Source organism: Bartonella senegalensis OS02 (assembly GCF_000312545.1).
Taxonomy (GTDB): domain Bacteria; phylum Pseudomonadota; class Alphaproteobacteria; order Rhizobiales; family Rhizobiaceae; genus Bartonella; species Bartonella senegalensis.
Map to the genome: position 1 here is coordinate 313482 of NZ_HE997540.1, position 20572 is coordinate 334053.

The following is a 20572-nucleotide window of genomic DNA, read 5'->3' on the forward strand; positions in this document are numbered from 1 at the left end:
GACTTACTCCCGTATCAAAAAACCCCTTTTCACATACCCAATATCTATCCTTTGTGCAAGTCCACTCTATCTATGTTAATTTCCCTTCAATTTGAATAAAATCAACTTGACTTGATTATGAAAAAATAAAAAAAGAGCAACATGATAAATAAAACGCGCACCACACTTGATCAAAGTGAAATTGACCATTTTTCGCGCATTGCTGCTGAATGGTGGAATCCACAAGGGAAGTTTCGGCCACTGCATCAATTCAATCCAACACGCCTTGCTTACATTAGAGAAAAAATTTGTTTAGAATTTCATCGTGATCCTGTTTCACTGGCACCTTTTGAAAATTTAAAAATTCTCGATATTGGCTGTGGAGGTGGTTTGTTATGCGAACCAATGGCACGTCTTGGTGCTATGGTTGTAGGGGCTGATGCTGCTCAAACGAATATTGAAGTTGCAAAAATCCACGCAGCCCAAAATGGCCTTTCGATTGACTACCGCACCACTACTGCAGAAGCCCTCGCAACTGAGCGAGAACAATTTGATATCATCCTTAATATGGAAGTTGTTGAACACGTCGCTGACGTTAATCTCTTGATAGAGGCTACAGCAAAAATGCTCAAGCCACAAGGATTGATGTTTATTTCAACACTCAACCGTACATGGAAAGCATGGGGACTAGCTATTGTAGGCGCAGAATATATTTTACGTTGGCTTCCGAAAGGAACCCATAACTATAAAAAATTTCTTAAACCTCGAGAACTGAAAAACATCTTATTACAAAACGCTCTCACTGTCATTGATGAGATCGGTATTACTTATAATCCATTAAACAACAGTTGGAATCGTTCAAAAGATATGGACATTAATTATCTGCTTCTTGCAAAAAAGTCTTAAGCGAGCATGGTCTACAATTGCTGTACGTCCTGCAACAAAGAATCGAGCTTCCCCTCATCTTCTAAAGCGTAAAGATCATCACAACCACCAACATGGTAATTCCCTATAAAAATTTGTGGAAATGTATTACGTCCATTGGCTCGCTGCACCATTTCTTGGCGAAGAGACGTTGATGCATCAATATTTGTATATTTTACCCCTTTTTTATCAAACAAATCACGTGCTCTCTTGCAGTAAGGACAGTTAGGACGTATATAGAGTATGATCTCTTTCATCGTGTTTTCTCCAATGTTTTCAAAGTATTTATAAATTAAAGATTCTCTCAAGAATCAGGAAATATAGAAGCCTCTTTTAGTACACGTGAAAATGTTAGCACATCAACTTGACGCGCCCCTGCATGTTTTAATGTTGCTGCTGCGGCTGTAACTGTCGCGCCTGTTGTGAAAACATCATCAATGAGCAAAATAGAACGTCCCTTTAGATATTTTTTAACTTTACCCGGCACTTCAAAAGCATTCAGCACATTCAGTTTTCGTTCCCTGGCAGATAAATTCACCTGCGGGCGAGTATGTCGACAACGTACGAGCCAACCGGGCTTAAATTCTTTTTTCTGTGCTTTTGCAATATAACGCGCAAGCTCAGCAGATTGATTATAACGTCGCTTCAAAAAACGACGAAAATGCAAAGGAACAGAAATAATAATATCGCAATCCTCGATAATCTCCCGTCCAGCAGAAACCATCCAATTTGCCATAAAAGATGCCAATTCTATATGATCACCATATTTCAATCGCATTACCAAAGATTGTGCCACCCCCTTATGAACAATAACCGAGCGAACACGCGAAAAAGGATGAGAATTTTGAAGCGCTTCACCACTGAGAAAACCATCCCCCATATCACAAACAAAAGGGACACCCATAACAGGACAATAAGGTTTCGTGATAAATTGGAGACCTTTCCAACACTCAGAACAAATGGTACCATAAGCAGAAACTTTTTGCTTACATCCAGGACACATCGGCGGATACAAAATTGCGAGCAAGCGTTCAATAAACTTACTAAATATATTCCCGCCATTTAAAGCCACTTCTTGAAAGCAGAACATCGTTAATTTAGGCTTTTATAGCTTCCCTATGCAAAAAAATCCTTTTACATTTTTTAACTTTAATTCCTTTAAAAACTCTTACTTCTTATAAATTTGCTTTTCTTTCACATCATAAACTTGACAAAGCTTGTCAAAAATGAACCCTCTCAAAATATAAGCAGTACAAATCTAAAGACCTTAATGCTATGTCGCATCCTTTCATTTTTGACCACAACCGCATTGAACAATTCCGCAAACGTGCTTTTCAAAAAGCAAAAAAAGGATATGACTTTCTACTGTCCTACATGGCTGAAGATCTCTCTAAACGTCTCAGTACTGTTGATCGTTTCTTTACATTAGCTTTAGATTTACACAGCCATACAGACCTTGCAGCGCAAACCCTCATAAAATCTGGAAAAGTCCATTCTATAGAACGCGTTGAAACCGACATGCTTTATCAGAGCCATGACGAAAAATTTCATTTACGTTCTCGAGAATTTCTTGATTTTCCTCAAAATTACTGTGACCTTATCGTTTCACTGCTTTCATTACAACTGACCAATGATACCCCTGGTGTTCTTAGTCAGATAAAAAATATCCTTAAACCAGATGGCTTATTTCTAGCTGTTATGGCGGGGGCTGGTACGCTCGCAGAATTACGTGAATGCCTCTTGCAAGCTGAAATTGAAATCTATGGCGGAGCAAGCCCACGAATCTCTCCTTTTGCCGACATTCGTGAGGTAGGTGCTCTTTTACAGCGTATTGGTTTTGCTCTCCCTGTAGCAGATATTGAAGATGTCACAATACGTTACAATACAATGTTTGATCTCATAAATGACCTGAGAGCTATGGGAATGCAAAATGCGCTCATCAATCGCTCACGACGCCCTGTATCCAAGCGCTTTTTTCTCCGCGCGGCTGAAATTTATGCACAACGATTTAGCGACCCCGATGGCCGCATTCGCGCGCATTTTTCTTTCATTTGGCTCTCTGGGTGGGCTCCTCATCCCAATCAACAAAAACCTATAAAACCCGGCTCAGCACAAATATCTCTTGCAGATGCTTTAGTAAAACAGTCAAAAAAAACATAAGCTTCACCATGAAAATTATTTTTCAAAGATGCTTTTATCCGTCATCCGTAACATCTGACTGGTTATAGTTCCAGCCAACATTGAATCACTTACATTGAGAGCTGTGCGTCCCATATCAATAAGAGGTTCAATAGACATCAGTACAGCAACCAAAGAAACAGGAAGCCCCATAATTGGCAACACGATCAAGGCAGCAAAAATAGCACCACCACCAACACCAGCAACACCAATAGAACTCAGCGTTACAACACCAACAAGCGTAGCAATCCACATAGGATCAAGAGGATTAATACCCATAGAAGGGGCTATCATGGTTGCAAGCATTGCTGGATAAAGACCTGCACAACCATTTTGTCCAATTGTTGCCCCAAAAGAGGCTGCAAAACTGGCTATTGATTGCGGTACACCAATCGATTGCGTTTGGGCCTCAATATTTAAAGGAATACTTGCAGCACTTGAACGACTGCTAAAAGCAAATGTCAAAACTGGTAAAACCTTTTTGAAAAAACGAAAAGGATTGATTCCTGATATACCAAGTAATACCCCATGAATTGCAAACATAAAAATAATACCAACATAGGAGGCGATAATAAAAACCAATAAATTTAAAATATCTGCAACATGCGAAGATGCTCCTACTTTAGTCATAAGTGCAAAAATGCCATAAGGCGTCAAAGCAATCACAATACGGACTAACCGCATAATCCAAGCTTGTGCCACTTGAATAAATAAAAGTGCTTTTTCCCCTTTATCTGGATCATCTTTTTTTAAAAGAAGAACCGCTGCCCCTAAAAAAGATGCAAAAATAACAATACTGATAATTGAAGTACGCTTAGCCCCACTTAACTCAGCAAAGGGATTTTTAGGAATCAAGGATAAAATCATCTTTGGAATATTCATGTCCCCAAGTTGAGAAATACGATCCCCGAGAACAGCAGAAACATTTTGCTCTTCATGCACCAAACCACTCGCCGTTAATCCAAAGGCATTAACAACCAAAACGCCAACCAACGCTGAAAGAGCAGTTGTAAAGAGCAATATTGAAATTGTCATTATACTCATTTTGCCAACAGCATAAACAGAATGCAAATGAGCAACCGCTGAAACGATAGAGACAAAAACCAATGGCATAACAATCATTTGTAGCAACAAGATATAGCCGTTTCCAACAATGTTAAACCATTCAACGGATTTCAATAAAGTGGCTTCACCTTCTCCATAAATAACTTGCAAAACACTACCAAAAATCAAACCAACGATAAGCCCTAGCATAACACGTAGTGAGAGGCTCCATTCCATCCTCTTACTTTGGGCAATCCATAACAAAAAAATAATAAATAGAAATACATTGATGAAAAAATTAAATGCCATTGTATATGCCCACTATTGTTATGCGTGATATTTGAAAATGAAATATAAAGCTTACAAGGCATTTACAAAATCATTATTTTTTTTAATTTATAGGTTAGAAGAGAAATTTTTATCTACTAAAAATTCTTTAAGGAAGATAAAAAATCAATTGAAATTATTCCCCTGTTATTCATAAAATTTTCGAACAGCATCAAATATAAAAACTATCCCTTAGATTCCGATATGAAAAAACAGCTTCATTATGCCTTATCCGTATGCATAATGTTATTATTCTTTCTTGATCTGTAAAGCAACAAAATCTTTATTAATGATACATAAACTGCAGGACAATTGCAGAACGTCTGTTTCCGAATACAATAGCAAATCATCTTACCAATTTTATTATCGATATTTTGTGAGGGTCTTTATCACACCCTCTTTTAAAATATGCATCACTCTTATTGTTAAGAGCTTTTACACATCCTTTTCCATCTCTCAGCGTAATTCTCTTTTTTATAAAATATTCCTTCTAAACAATAAGAATATAAACGCGAAGATTTTTGAATCTATCACATCATGTTTAGAAAAATACGATATGTTTTATACGCCTCATTAATATAATTTTGCACAAATTATCATCAAATAAAGACAATACATACCCTTTAACCGATGTAAAAAAATGAATCATTCATCACGGTAACGATTTTATGGAAAATTTACCTCCTTATTCAAACGATAGCTAAGTTTCCTGATGCCGTATAACTTGATCTTCTGTATTGATCTTATTTGGATATAATCAGATAAATACTCCCAATCGGTACAATAAATTTTACCAGACATACTTCAATAAAAACTAGGAGGATTTAGAGTACCGTGAACAAATGAAAATAGCGAAAGAATATATTTCAGGAGGCACATAAAACCTGTTATATTTACAGAATATGATAACGGGCAATTTCGGCAATATTGAACAGAGTTACAAATTAATCCTTACAAATTGGATATTTCAAAATATTACCATATAATGCTTATTTTTGTGAACCCTTTACCGCTTTATGGCAAAGCGATAAAGAAAAATTAAGGCTGTTATCTTATAACTTCAAAACGAAATTTAAGACTTTTCCAAGCGAATACAATCAAATACAATGCTGATTGTAATAATTTAGAAAGAATTTTCTTTCTAGAAAAATGTCCTATAAATTTTCATGATCCAATGTTTGAGTAGGCAAAAAAGTTTTTACCTTCTCCAACTGATATGAGCTAATGAGAACAGATTATGCATCCAGAGAAAATGATAACGTGTAATTCTATAATTTTTAAAAAATATAACTATTTTTTACATTCTTACTATACAATTATATCATAAAAAAGAAGTGATAAGTCACCACTAAGATCGATAAAATCGCCAGTAAGATATTGTTATTTTAAAAGAGAAAAATAATGCACTCTCTGTCTTGAATTCACAACAAACTTTTTTGCTGCTTATCAGAACAAAAAATTAGCTCCTGTTCTGTGTTCCTATTTCAAGTAACAAAACGTTTTACATTTATAATAGATATTAACATGTCTTGATACAAAAAAGAAACAATTATAGGATAGACTATAGATAATGAGGAATAAAATAAGCGTTTACATTGAAAGCATATTAAAAAACACTTTTTAGAACAATGTATCAATTTATAAAGCTAATTTATTGTTTTTTCACTTTAATGAAAAGCTTTAATGCAACTATGTCTCCTCATTTGAAACCTGTCTTAGAATAAATTAAAAAAAATCTTTTTCTAGCTAAACCAAAAGGGGAATTGGTCTGTGAATAAAAAACTTAAGAAAGGGCTAAATACGCCTTTTCTTATTAAGAGTTTGAATGCAAAAATAGAGACAGCTTATGATTAAGAAAATATCATGATTGTGCTGATCTGTTGCTTGCATAAATAAAAAAGATAACAGTGCCTAATAAATTTTATGTTGTACACTTCATGGACAAGCACCAGAAAGTGGAATAAAGAAAAAGGTGAGAGATCTCTCTTAAAGAAAGTCTGCGAATGAACTGCAACAATGGTATGTACTTCTTCCCAAAATATACAGGGATTTTTCTTGCTTTAAAATTTAATAGACACATTCTAAAAAAACAGGTTCCACAGATTGATCCCAAATAGAATGATAAAGAGATAAAAATTTATCAGCCTCTGTTTGTCCCATTGCAATCACCTCTTCTAAGGGAACCAAAAAATTTGTTTCATCTAAACCATTAGCATCACACTGCCGACGATTTTTTAAACCCTTGCGTGAAATAGCAACAGCCTGACGGGCTAGCTCTAAAATGATTGTCTGACGAAAAGGTGTTTTTAATCCTTCTTTAGGGACACGTTTGCGCATATCCAAAACTTCTTCAAAACACCAGTCTTTTGTTAAAGCCTCGGCTTCATTAAGCGCTTCACTATCATAAAGAATCCCAACCCAAAAAGCTGACAAAGCACAAATATGCTTCCAAGAACCACAATCAGCACCTCTCATTTCCAAAAATCGTTTTAAGCGGACTTCAGGAAATAAAGTCGATAGATGATTAATCCAATCCCCCATATTGGGTCTTGCATTTACAACCTGCCCTCTTAAGGCTCCATTCATAAATTGACGAAAAGTTATATGTGTACAATCGTAATAGCGCCCCTCACGCAGAACGAAATACATTGGAACATCAAGCGCCCATTCAACGTAATCGACAAAACCAAAACGCTCAGAAAATACAAAGGGAAGAACCCCTGTCCTCTGATTATCAGTGTCACACCAAATTTCAGAACGCCAAGACAAAAAGCCATTCGGACGCCCCTCAGTAAAAGGTGAACTGGCAAATAATGCTGTGGCAATGGACTGCAATTTCATTGACACTTGCATTTTTCGCCGCATATCCGTTTCTGATGAAAAATCAAGATTAACCTGAACAGTTGATGTGCGATACATCATATCAAGACCACTATGACCAACTTTTGGCATATAATCGGCCATAATCTGATAACGTGACTTAGGCATTCGCGGAGTTTCAGCTAATGTCCACTTTGGACTAGCACCAATGCCTAGAAAACCAATACCCAAAGGCTCTGAAATTTTCTTGAGAAGAGTTAAATGCTCAATTACCTCGCAATAAGTATCACCAATCGTTTTTAGTGGTGCGCCAGATAATTCAAATTGTCCTCCAGGTTCCAAAGAAATAGCGCCTTGACCAACAGATCCGACAAGCCCAATAATATTTCCTTCATCTAAAATAGGCTTCCACCCTAACGCTCTTTGCATTCCCTCTAAAAGTGCGCGTATTCCCCTCGAACCTTCATAAGGAACAGGACGAAAATCGCCTCTATAAAAGGGAAATTTTTCATGTTCTGTACCAATACGCCAATCATGCTCTGTTTTACATCCCCCTTGGAAATAGCTAACCAAGGAATCCAAGTTAGAAATTTCACTTTCATCAGCTATATCAAGCGCCATAACTTATTGTATCCCATCATCAGTTTCATCCTTTTAAAGGAATCGTTTAGAATGACTTTATAGATTTCTCAATCCATTGACCAATCTCCTATAGTAGCATTCAGGAGAGCCAAAGCAGCAACAGCTGCAGTGTCAGCGCGTAAAATACGCGGGCCTAATGGTATCGAAATTACAAAGGGGTGTTTTTTTAAAAAGTTCCGTTCCTCTTGACTAAAGCCACCTTCTGGTCCAATAAGAACGCCCATTGCTGTCGTTCCACTCTTTTTTAAAAGAGGTAATGGATTATAGGGGGTGTACGCTTCATCACAAAAGAACAAAGGTTGTGTCTCATCCCAAAGTGTCAAAAATTCTGCTAACGACACAGCGGGTACGCATTGAGGCAAAGATAAAATACCACACTGTTGAGAAGCTTCAATAACATTAGATTCCATACGCGCCATATTGACACGGGTAACCTGTGTATGATGCGTTATCACGGGCTGCAAAACCGATACCCCCATTTCTACAGCTTTTTGCACCATGTAATCCAAACGCGCAGTTTTGAGTGGAGCAAAACAGTAAATAAGATTCGAAAGCGCTGTTTGAAATCTCTCTTGATGGATGAGCTGAACCACAACAAACTTCTTCTTAATGGTGACGAGTTTAGCAAGCCATTCACCATCCTGTCCATTAAAAAGTAAAATTTCCGCTCCTTCTTGCATACGCAAGACATGTACAATATAAGCAGCTTGCTGTCCTTCTATTTTTATTTTTTCATTTATAACAAGTGGCTGTCGAACAAATAATCTTTTAAGTTTATAATTTATGCGCATAAAAAATTGTGCCAAACTCACTATGGTCGTTGAAAAAATAAAGAAAATATATAACAAAAAGGTAAAGTTACATCTATAGAACTATAAAGTTTTTTTACATTTATGAGATAAGAATTGGAACAAAGAAAACACTAAGCGATTCTGTTTTTAGAATAGTTTGTATAACATAACCATTTACCATTATGTTTGTATGGAGGGAAAGTATGTCTGCTAAAAAAGCCACAATTATCACCATTGGGACCCTCCTCACCTTTATTCTAATCACTGTAGGGATTGGCTCCGTTGGAGCAGATGGGAATCCTATCCCCCCTGAAGATGGTTATGGTATTTCCTCTCAGATTCAATAGGTATAAGCACTACATTTTTAGAATTTTATACTCATATAAATATTTTTCAATCATTTTCTAAAGACTCCTGCTCATAATGAAGAACGGTGATCAATTCGTGGTGTTAGTGTCTTTTGTAACCCAAAAATTGCCACGCTCCTGCCCTTTAGAGCTAAGAGAAAAAGAAAAAGGCAACGCAAGACTGTTTGCAAGACATTCTACATCTCTACATAAAGTTTCCAGACTATTATTTTTTTGTAATTGTGCCTGTAATGTCAACTCATCCCGTCGCTCTTGAACAATCGCTCCTTGAATGGATAAACTCCAATCGGCTGTATGCATCAATGATTCGATCACGGTAACTGTACCATCTGAAAATTTTGTTTGAATATCCCAACGATTAAAGACTGTGGAGAAGGAATCATGATTCACTAAAAGAAATTTTTCCTTCTTAAAAAGCTTTGTCTGCAAATCATGCAAATCATATCCTAACAACCGTCCAGACAGCATATTCAGTGTTAATTCACCCTGCATTTTTGCAAAAATTTCCGACCAAGAACTGGCTAAAGTCTTCATTTTCATGATAAAATTGGTTTTGGACTGTACAAATGGGTGTATCCCTAGCGCCTCTGCAGCATCTTGGATATCAATGGAAGTCCCTGAAGCACGTCCTTCAAATTGCACCTTTTGACCAACTGATGTTATTTGAATATTACTTTGAAGTGCCCCACCAAAAATATTAACATGTCCAAGATCAAAAATGCCCTGCCCATTTTTTATTTGTATAGCGGCTGCTAAATCAGTCAGTATAATATTTCCTGCTTTTGCCTGCGGTGCAGAAAGTCTTATATCTATCCCAATACGATCCGTTATATCAAGGAATTGATTCTTCTCTTTAACTGAAGAAAATATTGATCCCAAGAGGTTAAAATCTAGATTATCGAATGCCAAAGATCCCATTATAATGGGTACATAGTCCTGAAAATCAACTTCTAAAGCCCCACGTGCATTTGCTGTACCCATTGCAAATGTAACATTATCCATTTGAATATGCATTGGCTGTGCTAAAAAACGAGACTCCCATACGATAGGTTCTTTTAATCTATACCCCCAAAACTGATTGCTTCCAATCCAGGCCAACGTCTGATTCCAACCCGGAGAACGCATCGATATTTTTCCGTCAAAAATATAGTATTCAGATAACCGTACCTGTCCTATAAATGTTATACCGCCACGCACAGAATTAAGGCTTGCTTTAACCTGGCTTTTCCCTCCTGCTAAAAGCAGCAACGCTTGATCGGCATCAATTGATAATTTTGTCAACTCTCCGCGCCAACGAGCATCTGCATGAAACCGCGCTTCCTGCGTCGATTCTGGCCAATCTAAAACAGCATTTAATCCCGTTATTTTTTCTGCTACACGAGAAATGCTATCATGATACACGAGAACGCCATCTTCAATAATAATCCGTCCAAAAGGTTGCTTTAAAAGACGTTTTGTATCTGGCTTATCAGGATTATGCTTTAATATTTCACGAGCATTGCGTATTGCTAATCCTAATACACCTCGTGACCGCGAAAATCTGGCAAAAAAATCCGCTACTGTTTTAATGGGCTTTTCCATAACAAATTGAGGATGCACAATTCGAGTCTCTGAAAAAGAAATATGTCCCCAGAGAAGATCTACCAAAGAAAGATCAACTTCTATCGATTCAGCTTCCATGAGTGGTGCAGTATTATTGATTTTTGATGTTAAAGTCAAACCGGAAAGATATGCTTTAGGATAAGGAAAAAGACTCAACCGCGGAGGATCACGCAGTTGCACATGATAGCCTGTCCATGCACTCAAATCCTGCGCTAAACGAATACGAATCGTATCTGTCGACACAAGATACGGCAAAATGAGAATACCAACTCCAAATAAAACAATAATTGTAATAAAAATCCCGCTCAAAAATTTTATTATAAAAAATTTTATTATTCTGGCGCGCACAATCTTCCTCTACACTTTTTGCCTCACTAACAGATTTAAAGCACATCTTAATGATCGTTAAAAACTTCTTATAAGCTTAAAATCCGTCATATCTTATTTAAGAACTGCATTATCCTTGTTCTTATCCAAAGTTTATTGGAACAGCAATGTTGCTGCTGCTTAACAAAATCATTATTTTAAAATCTTTCAAAAGCCAAAAAATATATAACACTATCAAACCATCCTTAGCATTCCCAGATTAATACTGCTACAAAGCTCTATTGTATCGTCAGCAAATGCTTTACAAACAAAACAAATAGCCCTCATGAAAGGATCGCTCCCATGAACAATATTATTGACGGAAAAAAGCTCGCTGAAGAGATTATTGTGAAAGTTAAGGCTGAAACAATAAAACTACGCAATAACTACAAGATACAACCTGGTATCGCTGTCATTATTGTTGGAGACGACCCAGCAAGTCATGTCTATGTCACATCAAAAAGCAAAAAAGCTGAAGAATGTGGTTTTTTTTCAATCAAACATATGGTGCCAAAAGAAACACAGGAAAAAGAACTCCTGCAACTCATTGCAACATTAAATTCCGATCCTCAAATCCATGGTATTTTGGTGCAACTTCCCCTCCCTGACCATATGAACACAAATCGCATAACACAAGCCGTCGCTTTCCAAAAAGATGTTGATGGTTTTCATTATATCAATATAGGAAAACTCGCAGCAAATGCATTTGAAGACGCTATCATTCCCTGTACACCAGCTGGTGCCATGATGATGATTGAACAACAATGCGGACGAGATTTATCTGGTCTTGATGCCGTCGTTGTTGGACGCTCTAATATTGTTGGCAAACCTATGGCTGCTCTCTTAACAGCAGCAAATGCTACTGTGACAATCGCTCATAGCCGCACCCGTGATCTTGATGACGTGTGTCGTAGTGCCGATATCTTAGTAGCGGCTGTAGGCCGTCCACAAATGATTAAAAAAGATTGGATTAAAAATGGTGCTATTGTTATTGACGTGGGCATTAATCGCATTGCAGCACCAGAGAAGGGTGTAGGAAAGACGCGTCTTGTTGGTGATGTCGATTTTGAAGAAATAAAAGAAAAAGCTGCCGCAATCACCCCTGTTCCAGGAGGGGTTGGACCCATGACAATCGCTATGCTTATGGTTAATACGCTCAAAGCTGCAGCTCGATTACATAATTTACCCGTACCAAAATTCTAAGGATTTTATAGACTAAAGCAGTCTTTGTTCTCTCATAAGAGGCATCTGTTGTTTTGGCTAACCAATCACGTAAACCAGAGAAAAAACCATCAAGGCATGTGTCAAGTCAAATTTTTTCATTTATTATAACAGGCAATTTGCAAGGGATACGATAGAAAAAGAAAAGGTACAATCACTTTTGAAGAGACAACGGACTTATTTAATCACTTTCAGTGTTTCTGATGAGAAAGGGAACATGAAACTCTTTTTTTAGTATTATATTTTCCTTTCATATTCTCAACAGATCCATATATTGCCGTCAATCAGATCTTTGTGGAGATAAATATAACGTTCGTAAAGATAAGAAAATGTAACACCATATGTGTTTATAGTCGTTGTTTTGCAAAATATTTTATAAAAAATCTGGAATATCTCTCCGATCTATGAGGAGTTTTATGATATTGTTTACCTAATAAAGCCTTTGCTTTTTCTGTCACTTGTCAATCAACATCTAATCCTAGCGTAACAGCATATTCGAGACAAAGATTAGGACGATTTAGCACTTTATAAGTTTTTCCTTCTTTTGTATGCAAATAGGCGCAAGAGTGTTGCATATCTCTATTTGTGTAATTTTAAAAATGGGTATACAGCCTCATTTATGGAAAATGGAAAGTTGTAAAGATGAAAGCCAATTCCCATCTTTACCATTATCTTTTAGTTCAGCTTTACGGCTTTCAAAAGTATCCAGAGCAATTTTTTTTAATAATAGAGATTGTACATTGCTTCACGTTTTTGTTTCTCTCGTTCTTTAATGGTATTACGCTCTTCACGTAAAACAGAACGCCATCGTGTTGCCAATTCACGTGCTTTTTTTAAGAGAAATCTCTCAGCGTATAAAAGTCCATTTCACAGCGCTGCCCGTAAAGGGTATAAAGATAAATCCATTGAGCACCCCCATCTTTACGCTTGTGAAGGAGCAAGCCGACACTCTCATTCTCTTTGCTTCTCCTCACATGTTGATGCAATCCTTGGCACTTGAGAGGATTCATAAAAGCTATTTCTATCTCTTTCTTAATTAGTTTTACCCACGCGCCAGCCCCACTTGTGACATATAAGCAAATGATTTTGATTGCTTCACTCTAAAAGGATTTGCGGTGAGAAAATTACACTATTCAGGACTCTCATTCACCATGTAAAAAGATAAATTATCCTTATAGATCAATGTTATAATATTTGTTACGCATGTGCACTTTATCTATTTTTCGCACTGACTTATGCTATAAAAACAGATGCCCCTTGATCTGCATGATTAACGGAGTGGCGAAAAATACGAAAAAGCTCACGACCAACGCCATATTCATTCTTTGAAAGGTCAGGAGGGATGATTGTTCGTGCGTTAAATTCTGCCTTATCTTCTAAAATAGCTAATTTACCCACATGAGCATCAAGACAGACAACATCACCATCCTGCAAACGAGCAATCGGCCCCTCATCCAAAGCTTCTGGTGTCACATGAATTGCAGCAGGTATTTTTCCTGACGCACCGGACATACGACCATCGGTTACCAATGCTACCTTTTGACCACGATCTTGTAAAACACCTAAAATTGTCGTTAATTTATGAAGCTCTGGCATACCATTGGCTTTTGGCCCTTGGTAACGAATGATAGCAATAAAGTCTTTATCACTCAATATCCCTGCTTTAAAAGCCTCTTGCAGCTCCTCTTGATTATTAAAGACTAGAACTGGAGCTTCAATCTGCCAATGCTCAGATTTGACAGATGAAACTTTCATAATGGCTGTACCTAAATCTCCCGATAAAATACGAATACCACCATTAGGCTGAAACGGTTTTTTCCACCCTGCTAATACTTTATGATGAGCACTTTCATTGAGAGCAGGCTCGCGCACTATATTGCCATCCGTGCCAAGCTTTGCTTCAATTGCATAAGCATTGAGACCTTTACCAAAAACTGTACATACATCTTCATGAACTAAACCTGCCTCAATCAATTCGCGAATAACAAATCCCATACCACCAGCTGCATGAAAATGATTGATATCAGCCAGACCATTGGGGTAAATCCGTGCTAAAAGAGGTACAACTGACGAAATTTCTGCAATATCATGCCATGTCAATCGAATCCCCGCAGCAGCAGCCATAGCAATTAAATGAATTGCATGATTTGTAGATCCTCCCGTTGCATTTAATCCTACAATAGCGTTCACGAAAGAGCGCTCATCCACAATCATACCAAGTGGACTATAACTCTCACCAAGAGCTGTCATTTCAAATACACGCTTTGTAGCTTCCTTTGTTAAAGCATCACGTAACGGTGTGTTGGCATTGATGAAAGAGCTTCCTGGCATATGAAGCCCCATCATCTCCAATATCAGCTGATTTGAGTTAGCCGTCCCATAGAATGTACATGTTCCTGGTCCATGATAAGAACGAGCTTCCGATTCCAGCAATGTTTGACGATCTATCTTATTTTCTGCATAAAGCTGGCGTATCTTTGCCTTTTCATCATTGCCTTGACCACTTGCCATGGGACCAGCTGGAACAAAAATTCCTGGTAAGTGACCAAATGTGAGTGCCCCAATCACCAAGCCAGGGACGATTTTATCACAAACCCCAAGGTAGAGTGCCGCATCAAACATATCGTGTGATAAACCTATAGCTGTCGCCATAGCAATTACATCACGCGAAAAAAGAGAGAGCTCCATTCCTGCATTCCCTTGTGTAACGCCATCACACATTGCAGGCACACCACCCGCTACTTGTGCCACACCACCAACGAGGCGAGCTGTCTCTTTAATTAAGTGAGGAAAACTCTCAAAAGGTTGATGCGCTGAAAGTATATCATTATACGCAGTAATAATACCAATGTTCCCAACAATATTATGCTTTAAAAGCTCCTTATCTAGTGGAACACAAGCCGCAAAACCATGGGCTTGATTAGCACATCCTAAAAAACTGCGCTTGGGACGATTTTCTTGCGCTTTTGCAATACGGTCTAGATAAATCTCCCGCGTTGGTAGAGAACGTTCACAAATTCTTCGCGTAACCGAAGCAATTGTCTTTGAAAGTGCCATGTTTATTCCCCCCCCCCTTTTATTTATGCATCCTATCACGAGTCAGAGGGATTGCATCTCCACTTTACTCGTCTCATGTTCTGTTTCACCTATTTCATTTTCTGTAGGCGACCAATAAACCTGAACAAGATGATGGGCATTGCGTAAAACAGCTCGAACAGGCATTTCCATTTCAGATCCGTTCTGACAAACCGCTTCAAAACAATCGCGTTTCTGAAAACCTTCAAAATGGAGAATAATGCAACGAGATTGCATTATAACTGGCAAAGTCAGTGTGAGTCTTGGCTCAACAGCACTTTTCGCATGAAGTGGTAAAACCAGCGCTTGCGTCTTAAGATCAAGCGCTTGTTTCAAGCGATCAGCATCAGGAAAAAAAGAAGCCGTGTGTCCATCAACCCCCATTCCTAAAACAACCACATCAAAGGGCTTAGGTAAAGTATTAATACGACTAGCTGCCGAAAAAGCAGCAAGTTCAACCGTAATTGCCTTCCGATAAAGTCCTACAAATCGTGCTTTAGCCGCAAAATTTTGTAACAAATAGCGTCGCACGACATGTTCATTTGAACGCTCATGATGAATAGGTACAAAACGTTCATCGACCAGAGTAATGATGACATTTTCCCAATCAATATCAGCTTTTGACAAATAATGAAAAAACAATTCTGGTGTTTTACCACCAGAAACTGCCAAGATCGCTCGCTTTCGCTCAAGAATAGATACACTAAGCTCTGCTGCGACTTGATCAGCTAATGCTAAAGCAAGAGCAGTGGGTGTTGCAAAATTTAAACGGTCGATATTTATTCCATACATATTTATCTTTATCGCTCTAAACTAAGTTGTTCCATGTACGCCCATCACGTTCCATCAAAAGTGCCGAAGCAGATGGTCCCCATGAGCCAGCGCTATAACCATGAATAGGCTGCTTTATGGCTTCCCATCCGTTAAGAATAGGATCAATCCAATGCCAAGCAGCTTCAACTTCATCACGACGCATAAAAAGTGTTTGATCACCCCGAATAATATCCATCAATAAGCGTTCATAAGCATCAGGATTACGCTGAGAAAATGCAGAGGCAAAACTCATATCCAACGGAATATGACAAAATCGCATACCACCAGGACCTGGATCCTTAATCATCAACCATTGTTTTACGCCTTCATCAGGCTGGAGACGAATGACGAGCCGATTCGAAAAAATTTTACCCGAATTCTTCTCAAAAATATTATGGGGGATAGGTTTGAAAACGACAACAATTTCAGACATCCGTGTGGACATACGTTTACCTGTTCGCAAATAAAAAGGCGTATCCGCCCAACGCCAATTATCAATCTTAATTTTAAGCGCTACAAATGTTTCGCTTTGACTGATCTCTTTCTCCAAATCATCAAGATAAGATTTTACACAAACATCATCTACTATACCAGCAAGATACTGTCCACGTACAGTATATTGCTCTACATTATGAACATCGAGAGGCATTAAAGAATGCAAAACTTTAAGTTTTTCATCACGCACAGCATTCGCACTGTTGGTAAATGGTATTTCCATCGCAACCAAACAGAGCAATTGCAGCATATGATTTTGTACCATGTCGCGTAGTGCACCTGCACTCTCATAATATTCTACACGCCCTTCCAATCCTAAAGATTCAGCAACCGTTATCTGAACATGATCAATGTAATTGGAGTTCCATAACGGTTCATAAAGTGTATTAACAAACCGCAATGCCATCAAATTTTGAACAGTTTCCTTGCCCAGATAATGGTCGATGCGAAAAATTTGATTTTCATCAAATACGCTTGCAAATGTATCATTGAGTTGAACTGCTGTTTTTACATTACGGCCAATAGGTTTTTCAATGATAATCCGTGTTTTTTGCGTCACTAAACCATTTTGTCCCAATCTCATCGCAATATCACCAAAAAGGGGCGAACTAACCGCTAAATAAAAAGCTCGAATATCAGCTGCATCCTCTGAGAGCAGTAAAACGAGATCTCTCCAGCCTCGGTTTGATGTAATATCAACAGAAACATAGGTTAAACGTGCAAGAAAATGATTGAGTTCAGTTCGATTGAGATCTTTTGGATGAACATATTTTTCTAAAGAAGCACGAACAAAATTTTGATATTCTTCACTCGTCAACGCAGAGCGCGAAACCCCAATGATACGCGTTGGCTCGCTCAACTGCCCAACACACTGACAATGGTATAAAGCAGGGATAAGTTTGCGTGATGCTAAATCACCATTGCCACCAAAGACAATACAGTCAAAGGGAGAGACTGGAATAATTTTACTCACCATGAACGCGTCTCTCTTCCCATTCAATTATAAAAGATTAAACAATTCGTAGAAGCTTATCATTAAAGCAGACAGATGCTAAACAAGCGATTAATTTCTTTCATTTCAAATGCTATTCCTTTAAAAATGATCCATCAAAGAAAACCAATGCATTGCCAAAAATACAAGCGGATAACGCAGTATTCTTCCCCCTGGAAAAGATGAAATCTTTAAATTCTGAAAATATGCAAAACGCTCACACTTCCCAGTTAACCATTCAGCATATAACTTTCCCATAAAAGGAGCAAGCATAACCCCATGCCCCGAATAACCACCGCAATAAATTACACCTGGTAGAAGTTGGCGAACATAGGGCATGCGTTCAACTGTGATGGCAACAGTTGCACCCCAACGATGCGTGAGATTTATAGATTTGAGATGAGGATAAATTTCTGCAATTTGTCTTCGTATACGCTCCTCTAAATCTGCGGGATGCCGATTATCATAACTTTCTACTCCGCCAAATAATAAGCGATTATCAACGCTTTTGCGAAAATAGCGAACCATAAAACGTGAATCATCTACCGATTCGCTTCCTGGAAGAATTGGACTGTCTTTTGATAATGGTTCTGTTGCTCCAATATAAGAGCGGATAGAAACAATATTTTTTTCAACAAAGCGCTCAAGTCCAAGCTTATAGGCATTGGTTGCCAATAAAACATGCTCAGCCATTATCTTGCCTCGTTCTGTTATCACTACCCAATGGCGCCCCTTACGATTTACCGCAGTAATTTGCGTCTTCTCATAAAGTTTAGCGCCAGCATTTTTAGCTTTTTTGGCCAACCAAACAACCAGCTTTAAGGGATTTATATGACCAGTCTGCGCATCATAAAGACCGCCAGAATAAAAAGACGAGCCAAGCCTTTTAGCTGTTTCATCTCTGTCCATAAAAGAAAGACCGTGATAACCATAACGCTGCATCAGCTCAACATGCCGTTGATAAGATACTACCTCACGCCTTTTATGAATCACAGAAAGTTGTCCTTCCATAAAATCACACTGACAATCAGGCATCGCAAACCAAGACAAAATCTCTCTTTTGGCTTCTTCAGCTAAATCAAACAGCGCTTTACTTCGTTCAAAACCATATTTTTTCTCTAAAGTTTCTACCCATTGTCGTTGCCCTGTTCCCAATTGCCCCCCATTGCGCCCTGAGGCACCATCCCCAAAACGCGAAGCTTCACACAAAACAACACGAACTCCAGCATTAGCAAGATGGTAAGCAGCTGAAAGACCGGTAAAGCCACCGCCAATAATAACGACATCACACTGTTCTTCTCCGTCAAAAAATGGATAAGAAGGACGCTCTTCTAAAGTATCTTCATACCAAGAAATCCCTGGAGAAATTGGATTATATTCAATCATCGTGATAAAACTTAAACATTCAGCAAAAGATATTCCCGTTCCCACGGGCTAATTACTTCCATAAAGGTTTCAAATTCTTGTCGTTTTATGGCAGCATAAGTACTTACAAATACATCGCCTAGAATAGCACGGACTGCTGTATCTCGTTCAAATAAGTTGACAGCTTCAATCAGTCCACGTGGTAATTCAATATTATCAGCATTCACATTGTTTGTTGTCGGCTCATCAGGTTCAAGCTTTTGCTGCAATCCGATAAGACCACAAACTAAAGAAGCCGCAAGCGCTAAATAAGGATTAGCATCTGACGAAGGAAGTCTATTCTCAACACGCCGTGCTTGAGGAGCAGAACGAGGTACACGAAAAGCTGTCGTACGATTATCATATCCCCACCGCAAATTAACAGGTGCTGAAAGATCAGGAACAAGACGTCGATAAGAATTCACATAAGGAGCAAGCATCACCAAAACACCAGCCATATGTTTTTGTAATCCACCAATAAAATGGCGAAAACAAACACTTTCCTCACCATTTTTCTGTGTAAAAATGTTCATACCCGTTTTTTTATCAACAACCGATTGGTGAATATGCATAGCAGAACCCGGTTGCCCTTGAATAGGCTTGGCCATAAAAGTTGCATACATGTCATGCTTCAATGCCGCTTCACGAATCGTTCGTTTAAACATGAAAACTTGATCAGCTAACTCAATCGGATCACCATGGCGTAAATTGATTTCAAACTGACCAGCCCCTTCCTCATGAATAAGCGTATCAATTTCTAATCCTTGCGCTTCCGAAAAATGATAAATATCATCAATCAGATCATCAAATTCATTCACACCAGCAATCGAATAACCTTGTCCTCCACCAATTGAACGGCCAGAACGGCCAACAGGAGGAACCAAAGGATAATCAGGATCTGGATTTTTCTGCACCAAATAAAATTCAATTTCTGGTGATACAACTGGTTTCAAACCCATTTGTATGTAAAAATTAATGACTTTCCGCAAAACATTGCGTGGCGTATAATCAACAACTTCGCCATTTTGATACACAAGATCACAAATCACTTGTGCTGTAGGTGCTTCTTCCCACGGCACAATGCTTAATGTAGAAAGGTCAGGTTCAAGGCGTAAATCACCATCTGTTTTAGGATATTCAAAACCATGACCATCTTCAGGATAATCTCCTGAAATTGTTGCCATAAAAACGGCTGAAGGCAATGCCAACGATGTTTCCGATATAAATTTTTTAGAAAGCATCATCTTGCCACGGGGAACCCCCGCCTGATCAGGCGTAATACATTCAATATCTTCTACATTACGAAACGCAAGCCACTGCGAAACTTGCTCCCAATTCTCTACACCCCGTAAATTTTTGAGAAAATGAGAAACAAGCTTAGAATTTTTGCTTTTCATTTGTTTACCATTTTTCACCGCCATAACATATCAACTTTAAAAATAATCAAGTCCTGTTCTTATTATATCAGCCATGTATGAATGACACGAAAAAACTTATCAACGAATATTTTTAAAGAATGCTATAATATTCAT

Annotated in this window: 15 protein-coding genes; 4 read left to right on the forward strand and 11 right to left on the reverse strand. The window is 38.2% G+C overall.

The window, feature by feature from the left end; genetic code table 11:
- Positions 1–141 precede the first annotated feature (141 nt).
- Positions 142–885: a bifunctional 2-polyprenyl-6-hydroxyphenol methylase/3-demethylubiquinol 3-O-methyltransferase UbiG gene (gene ubiG, locus BN200_RS01310; RefSeq protein WP_019220602.1), complete on the forward strand. Its 744-nt coding sequence runs from the start codon at positions 142–144 to the stop codon at positions 883–885.
- An 11-nt stretch (positions 886–896) separates the two neighbouring features.
- On the opposite strand, the gene grxC is transcribed toward ubiG, so the two are convergent.
- Both grxC and BN200_RS01320 read right to left on the reverse strand, forming a co-directional pair.
- Positions 897–1160 (reverse strand): glutaredoxin 3, encoded by a 264-nt coding sequence (gene grxC / locus BN200_RS01315; protein ID WP_034988830.1) that lies wholly within the window; start codon positions 1158–1160, stop codon positions 897–899.
- A gap of 47 nt (positions 1161–1207) precedes the next feature.
- The gene (locus tag BN200_RS01320) at positions 1208–1993 is read right to left on the reverse strand and encodes a ComF family protein (RefSeq protein WP_019220604.1); all 786 of its coding nucleotides are present in this window, start codon (positions 1991–1993) and stop codon (positions 1208–1210) included.
- A 185-nt stretch (positions 1994–2178) separates the two neighbouring features.
- Between BN200_RS01320 and BN200_RS01325 the strand changes: the two genes are divergently transcribed.
- Positions 2179–3063, forward strand: a complete 885-nt coding sequence (locus BN200_RS01325; protein WP_019220605.1) for a methyltransferase domain-containing protein — start codon at positions 2179–2181, stop codon at positions 3061–3063.
- A gap of 15 nt (positions 3064–3078) precedes the next feature.
- On the opposite strand, the gene BN200_RS01330 is transcribed toward BN200_RS01325, so the two are convergent.
- The 3 genes from BN200_RS01330 to BN200_RS01340 all read right to left on the reverse strand — a co-directional run bounded on the left by BN200_RS01330 (position 3079) and on the right by BN200_RS01340 (position 8705).
- The gene (locus BN200_RS01330; RefSeq protein ID WP_034988559.1) at positions 3079–4434 is read right to left on the reverse strand and encodes an L-cystine transporter; all 1356 of its coding nucleotides are present in this window, start codon (positions 4432–4434) and stop codon (positions 3079–3081) included.
- Positions 4435–6519: 2085 nt separating this feature from the next.
- Positions 6520–7893 (reverse strand): glutamate--cysteine ligase, encoded by a 1374-nt coding sequence (locus BN200_RS01335; RefSeq protein ID WP_019220607.1) that lies wholly within the window; start codon positions 7891–7893, stop codon positions 6520–6522.
- Positions 7894–7961: 68 nt separating this feature from the next.
- Positions 7962–8705, reverse strand: a complete 744-nt coding sequence (locus tag BN200_RS01340; protein ID WP_019220608.1) for a 16S rRNA (uracil(1498)-N(3))-methyltransferase — start codon at positions 8703–8705, stop codon at positions 7962–7964.
- Positions 8706–8908: 203 nt separating this feature from the next.
- Here BN200_RS01340 and BN200_RS09315 point away from each other — a divergent pair, with 203 nt between their 5' ends.
- Positions 8909–9052, forward strand: coding sequence for a hypothetical protein (locus BN200_RS09315; RefSeq protein ID WP_019220609.1), 144 nt, complete (start codon positions 8909–8911; stop codon positions 9050–9052).
- Between the two features lie 90 nt (positions 9053–9142).
- Here the strand turns inward: BN200_RS09315 and BN200_RS01345 are convergent, their stop codons facing one another.
- Positions 9143–11008, reverse strand: coding sequence for an AsmA family protein (locus tag BN200_RS01345; RefSeq protein WP_034988834.1), 1866 nt, complete (start codon positions 11006–11008; stop codon positions 9143–9145).
- A 336-nt stretch (positions 11009–11344) separates the two neighbouring features.
- Between BN200_RS01345 and folD the strand changes: the two genes are divergently transcribed.
- Complete coding sequence (gene folD, locus BN200_RS01350; protein ID WP_019220611.1) at positions 11345–12244, forward strand: bifunctional methylenetetrahydrofolate dehydrogenase/methenyltetrahydrofolate cyclohydrolase FolD; 900 nt, start codon at positions 11345–11347, stop codon at positions 12242–12244.
- A 1251-nt stretch (positions 12245–13495) separates the two neighbouring features.
- Here the strand turns inward: folD and edd are convergent.
- The 5 genes from edd to BN200_RS01380 all read right to left on the reverse strand — a co-directional run bounded on the left by edd (position 13496) and on the right by BN200_RS01380 (position 20461).
- Entirely contained in the window at positions 13496–15319 is a 1824-nt protein-coding gene (gene edd, locus BN200_RS01360; RefSeq protein WP_019220614.1) for a phosphogluconate dehydratase, read from the reverse strand.
- Positions 15320–15361: 42 nt separating this feature from the next.
- A complete protein-coding gene (gene pgl, locus BN200_RS01365) occupies positions 15362–16129 on the reverse strand; it encodes a 6-phosphogluconolactonase (RefSeq protein WP_019220615.1) in 768 nt (255 codons plus the stop codon).
- A 16-nt stretch (positions 16130–16145) separates the two neighbouring features.
- Positions 16146–17621, reverse strand: a complete 1476-nt coding sequence (gene zwf, locus BN200_RS01370; RefSeq protein ID WP_019220616.1) for a glucose-6-phosphate dehydrogenase — start codon at positions 17619–17621, stop codon at positions 16146–16148.
- A gap of 117 nt (positions 17622–17738) precedes the next feature.
- Positions 17739–19022, reverse strand: coding sequence for an NAD(P)/FAD-dependent oxidoreductase (locus BN200_RS01375; protein WP_034988835.1), 1284 nt, complete (start codon positions 19020–19022; stop codon positions 17739–17741).
- 11 nt (positions 19023–19033) lie between these two features.
- Positions 19034–20461 (reverse strand): glutamine synthetase family protein, encoded by a 1428-nt coding sequence (locus BN200_RS01380; RefSeq protein WP_019220618.1) that lies wholly within the window; start codon positions 20459–20461, stop codon positions 19034–19036.
- Between the last annotated feature and the right edge of the window lie 111 nt (positions 20462–20572).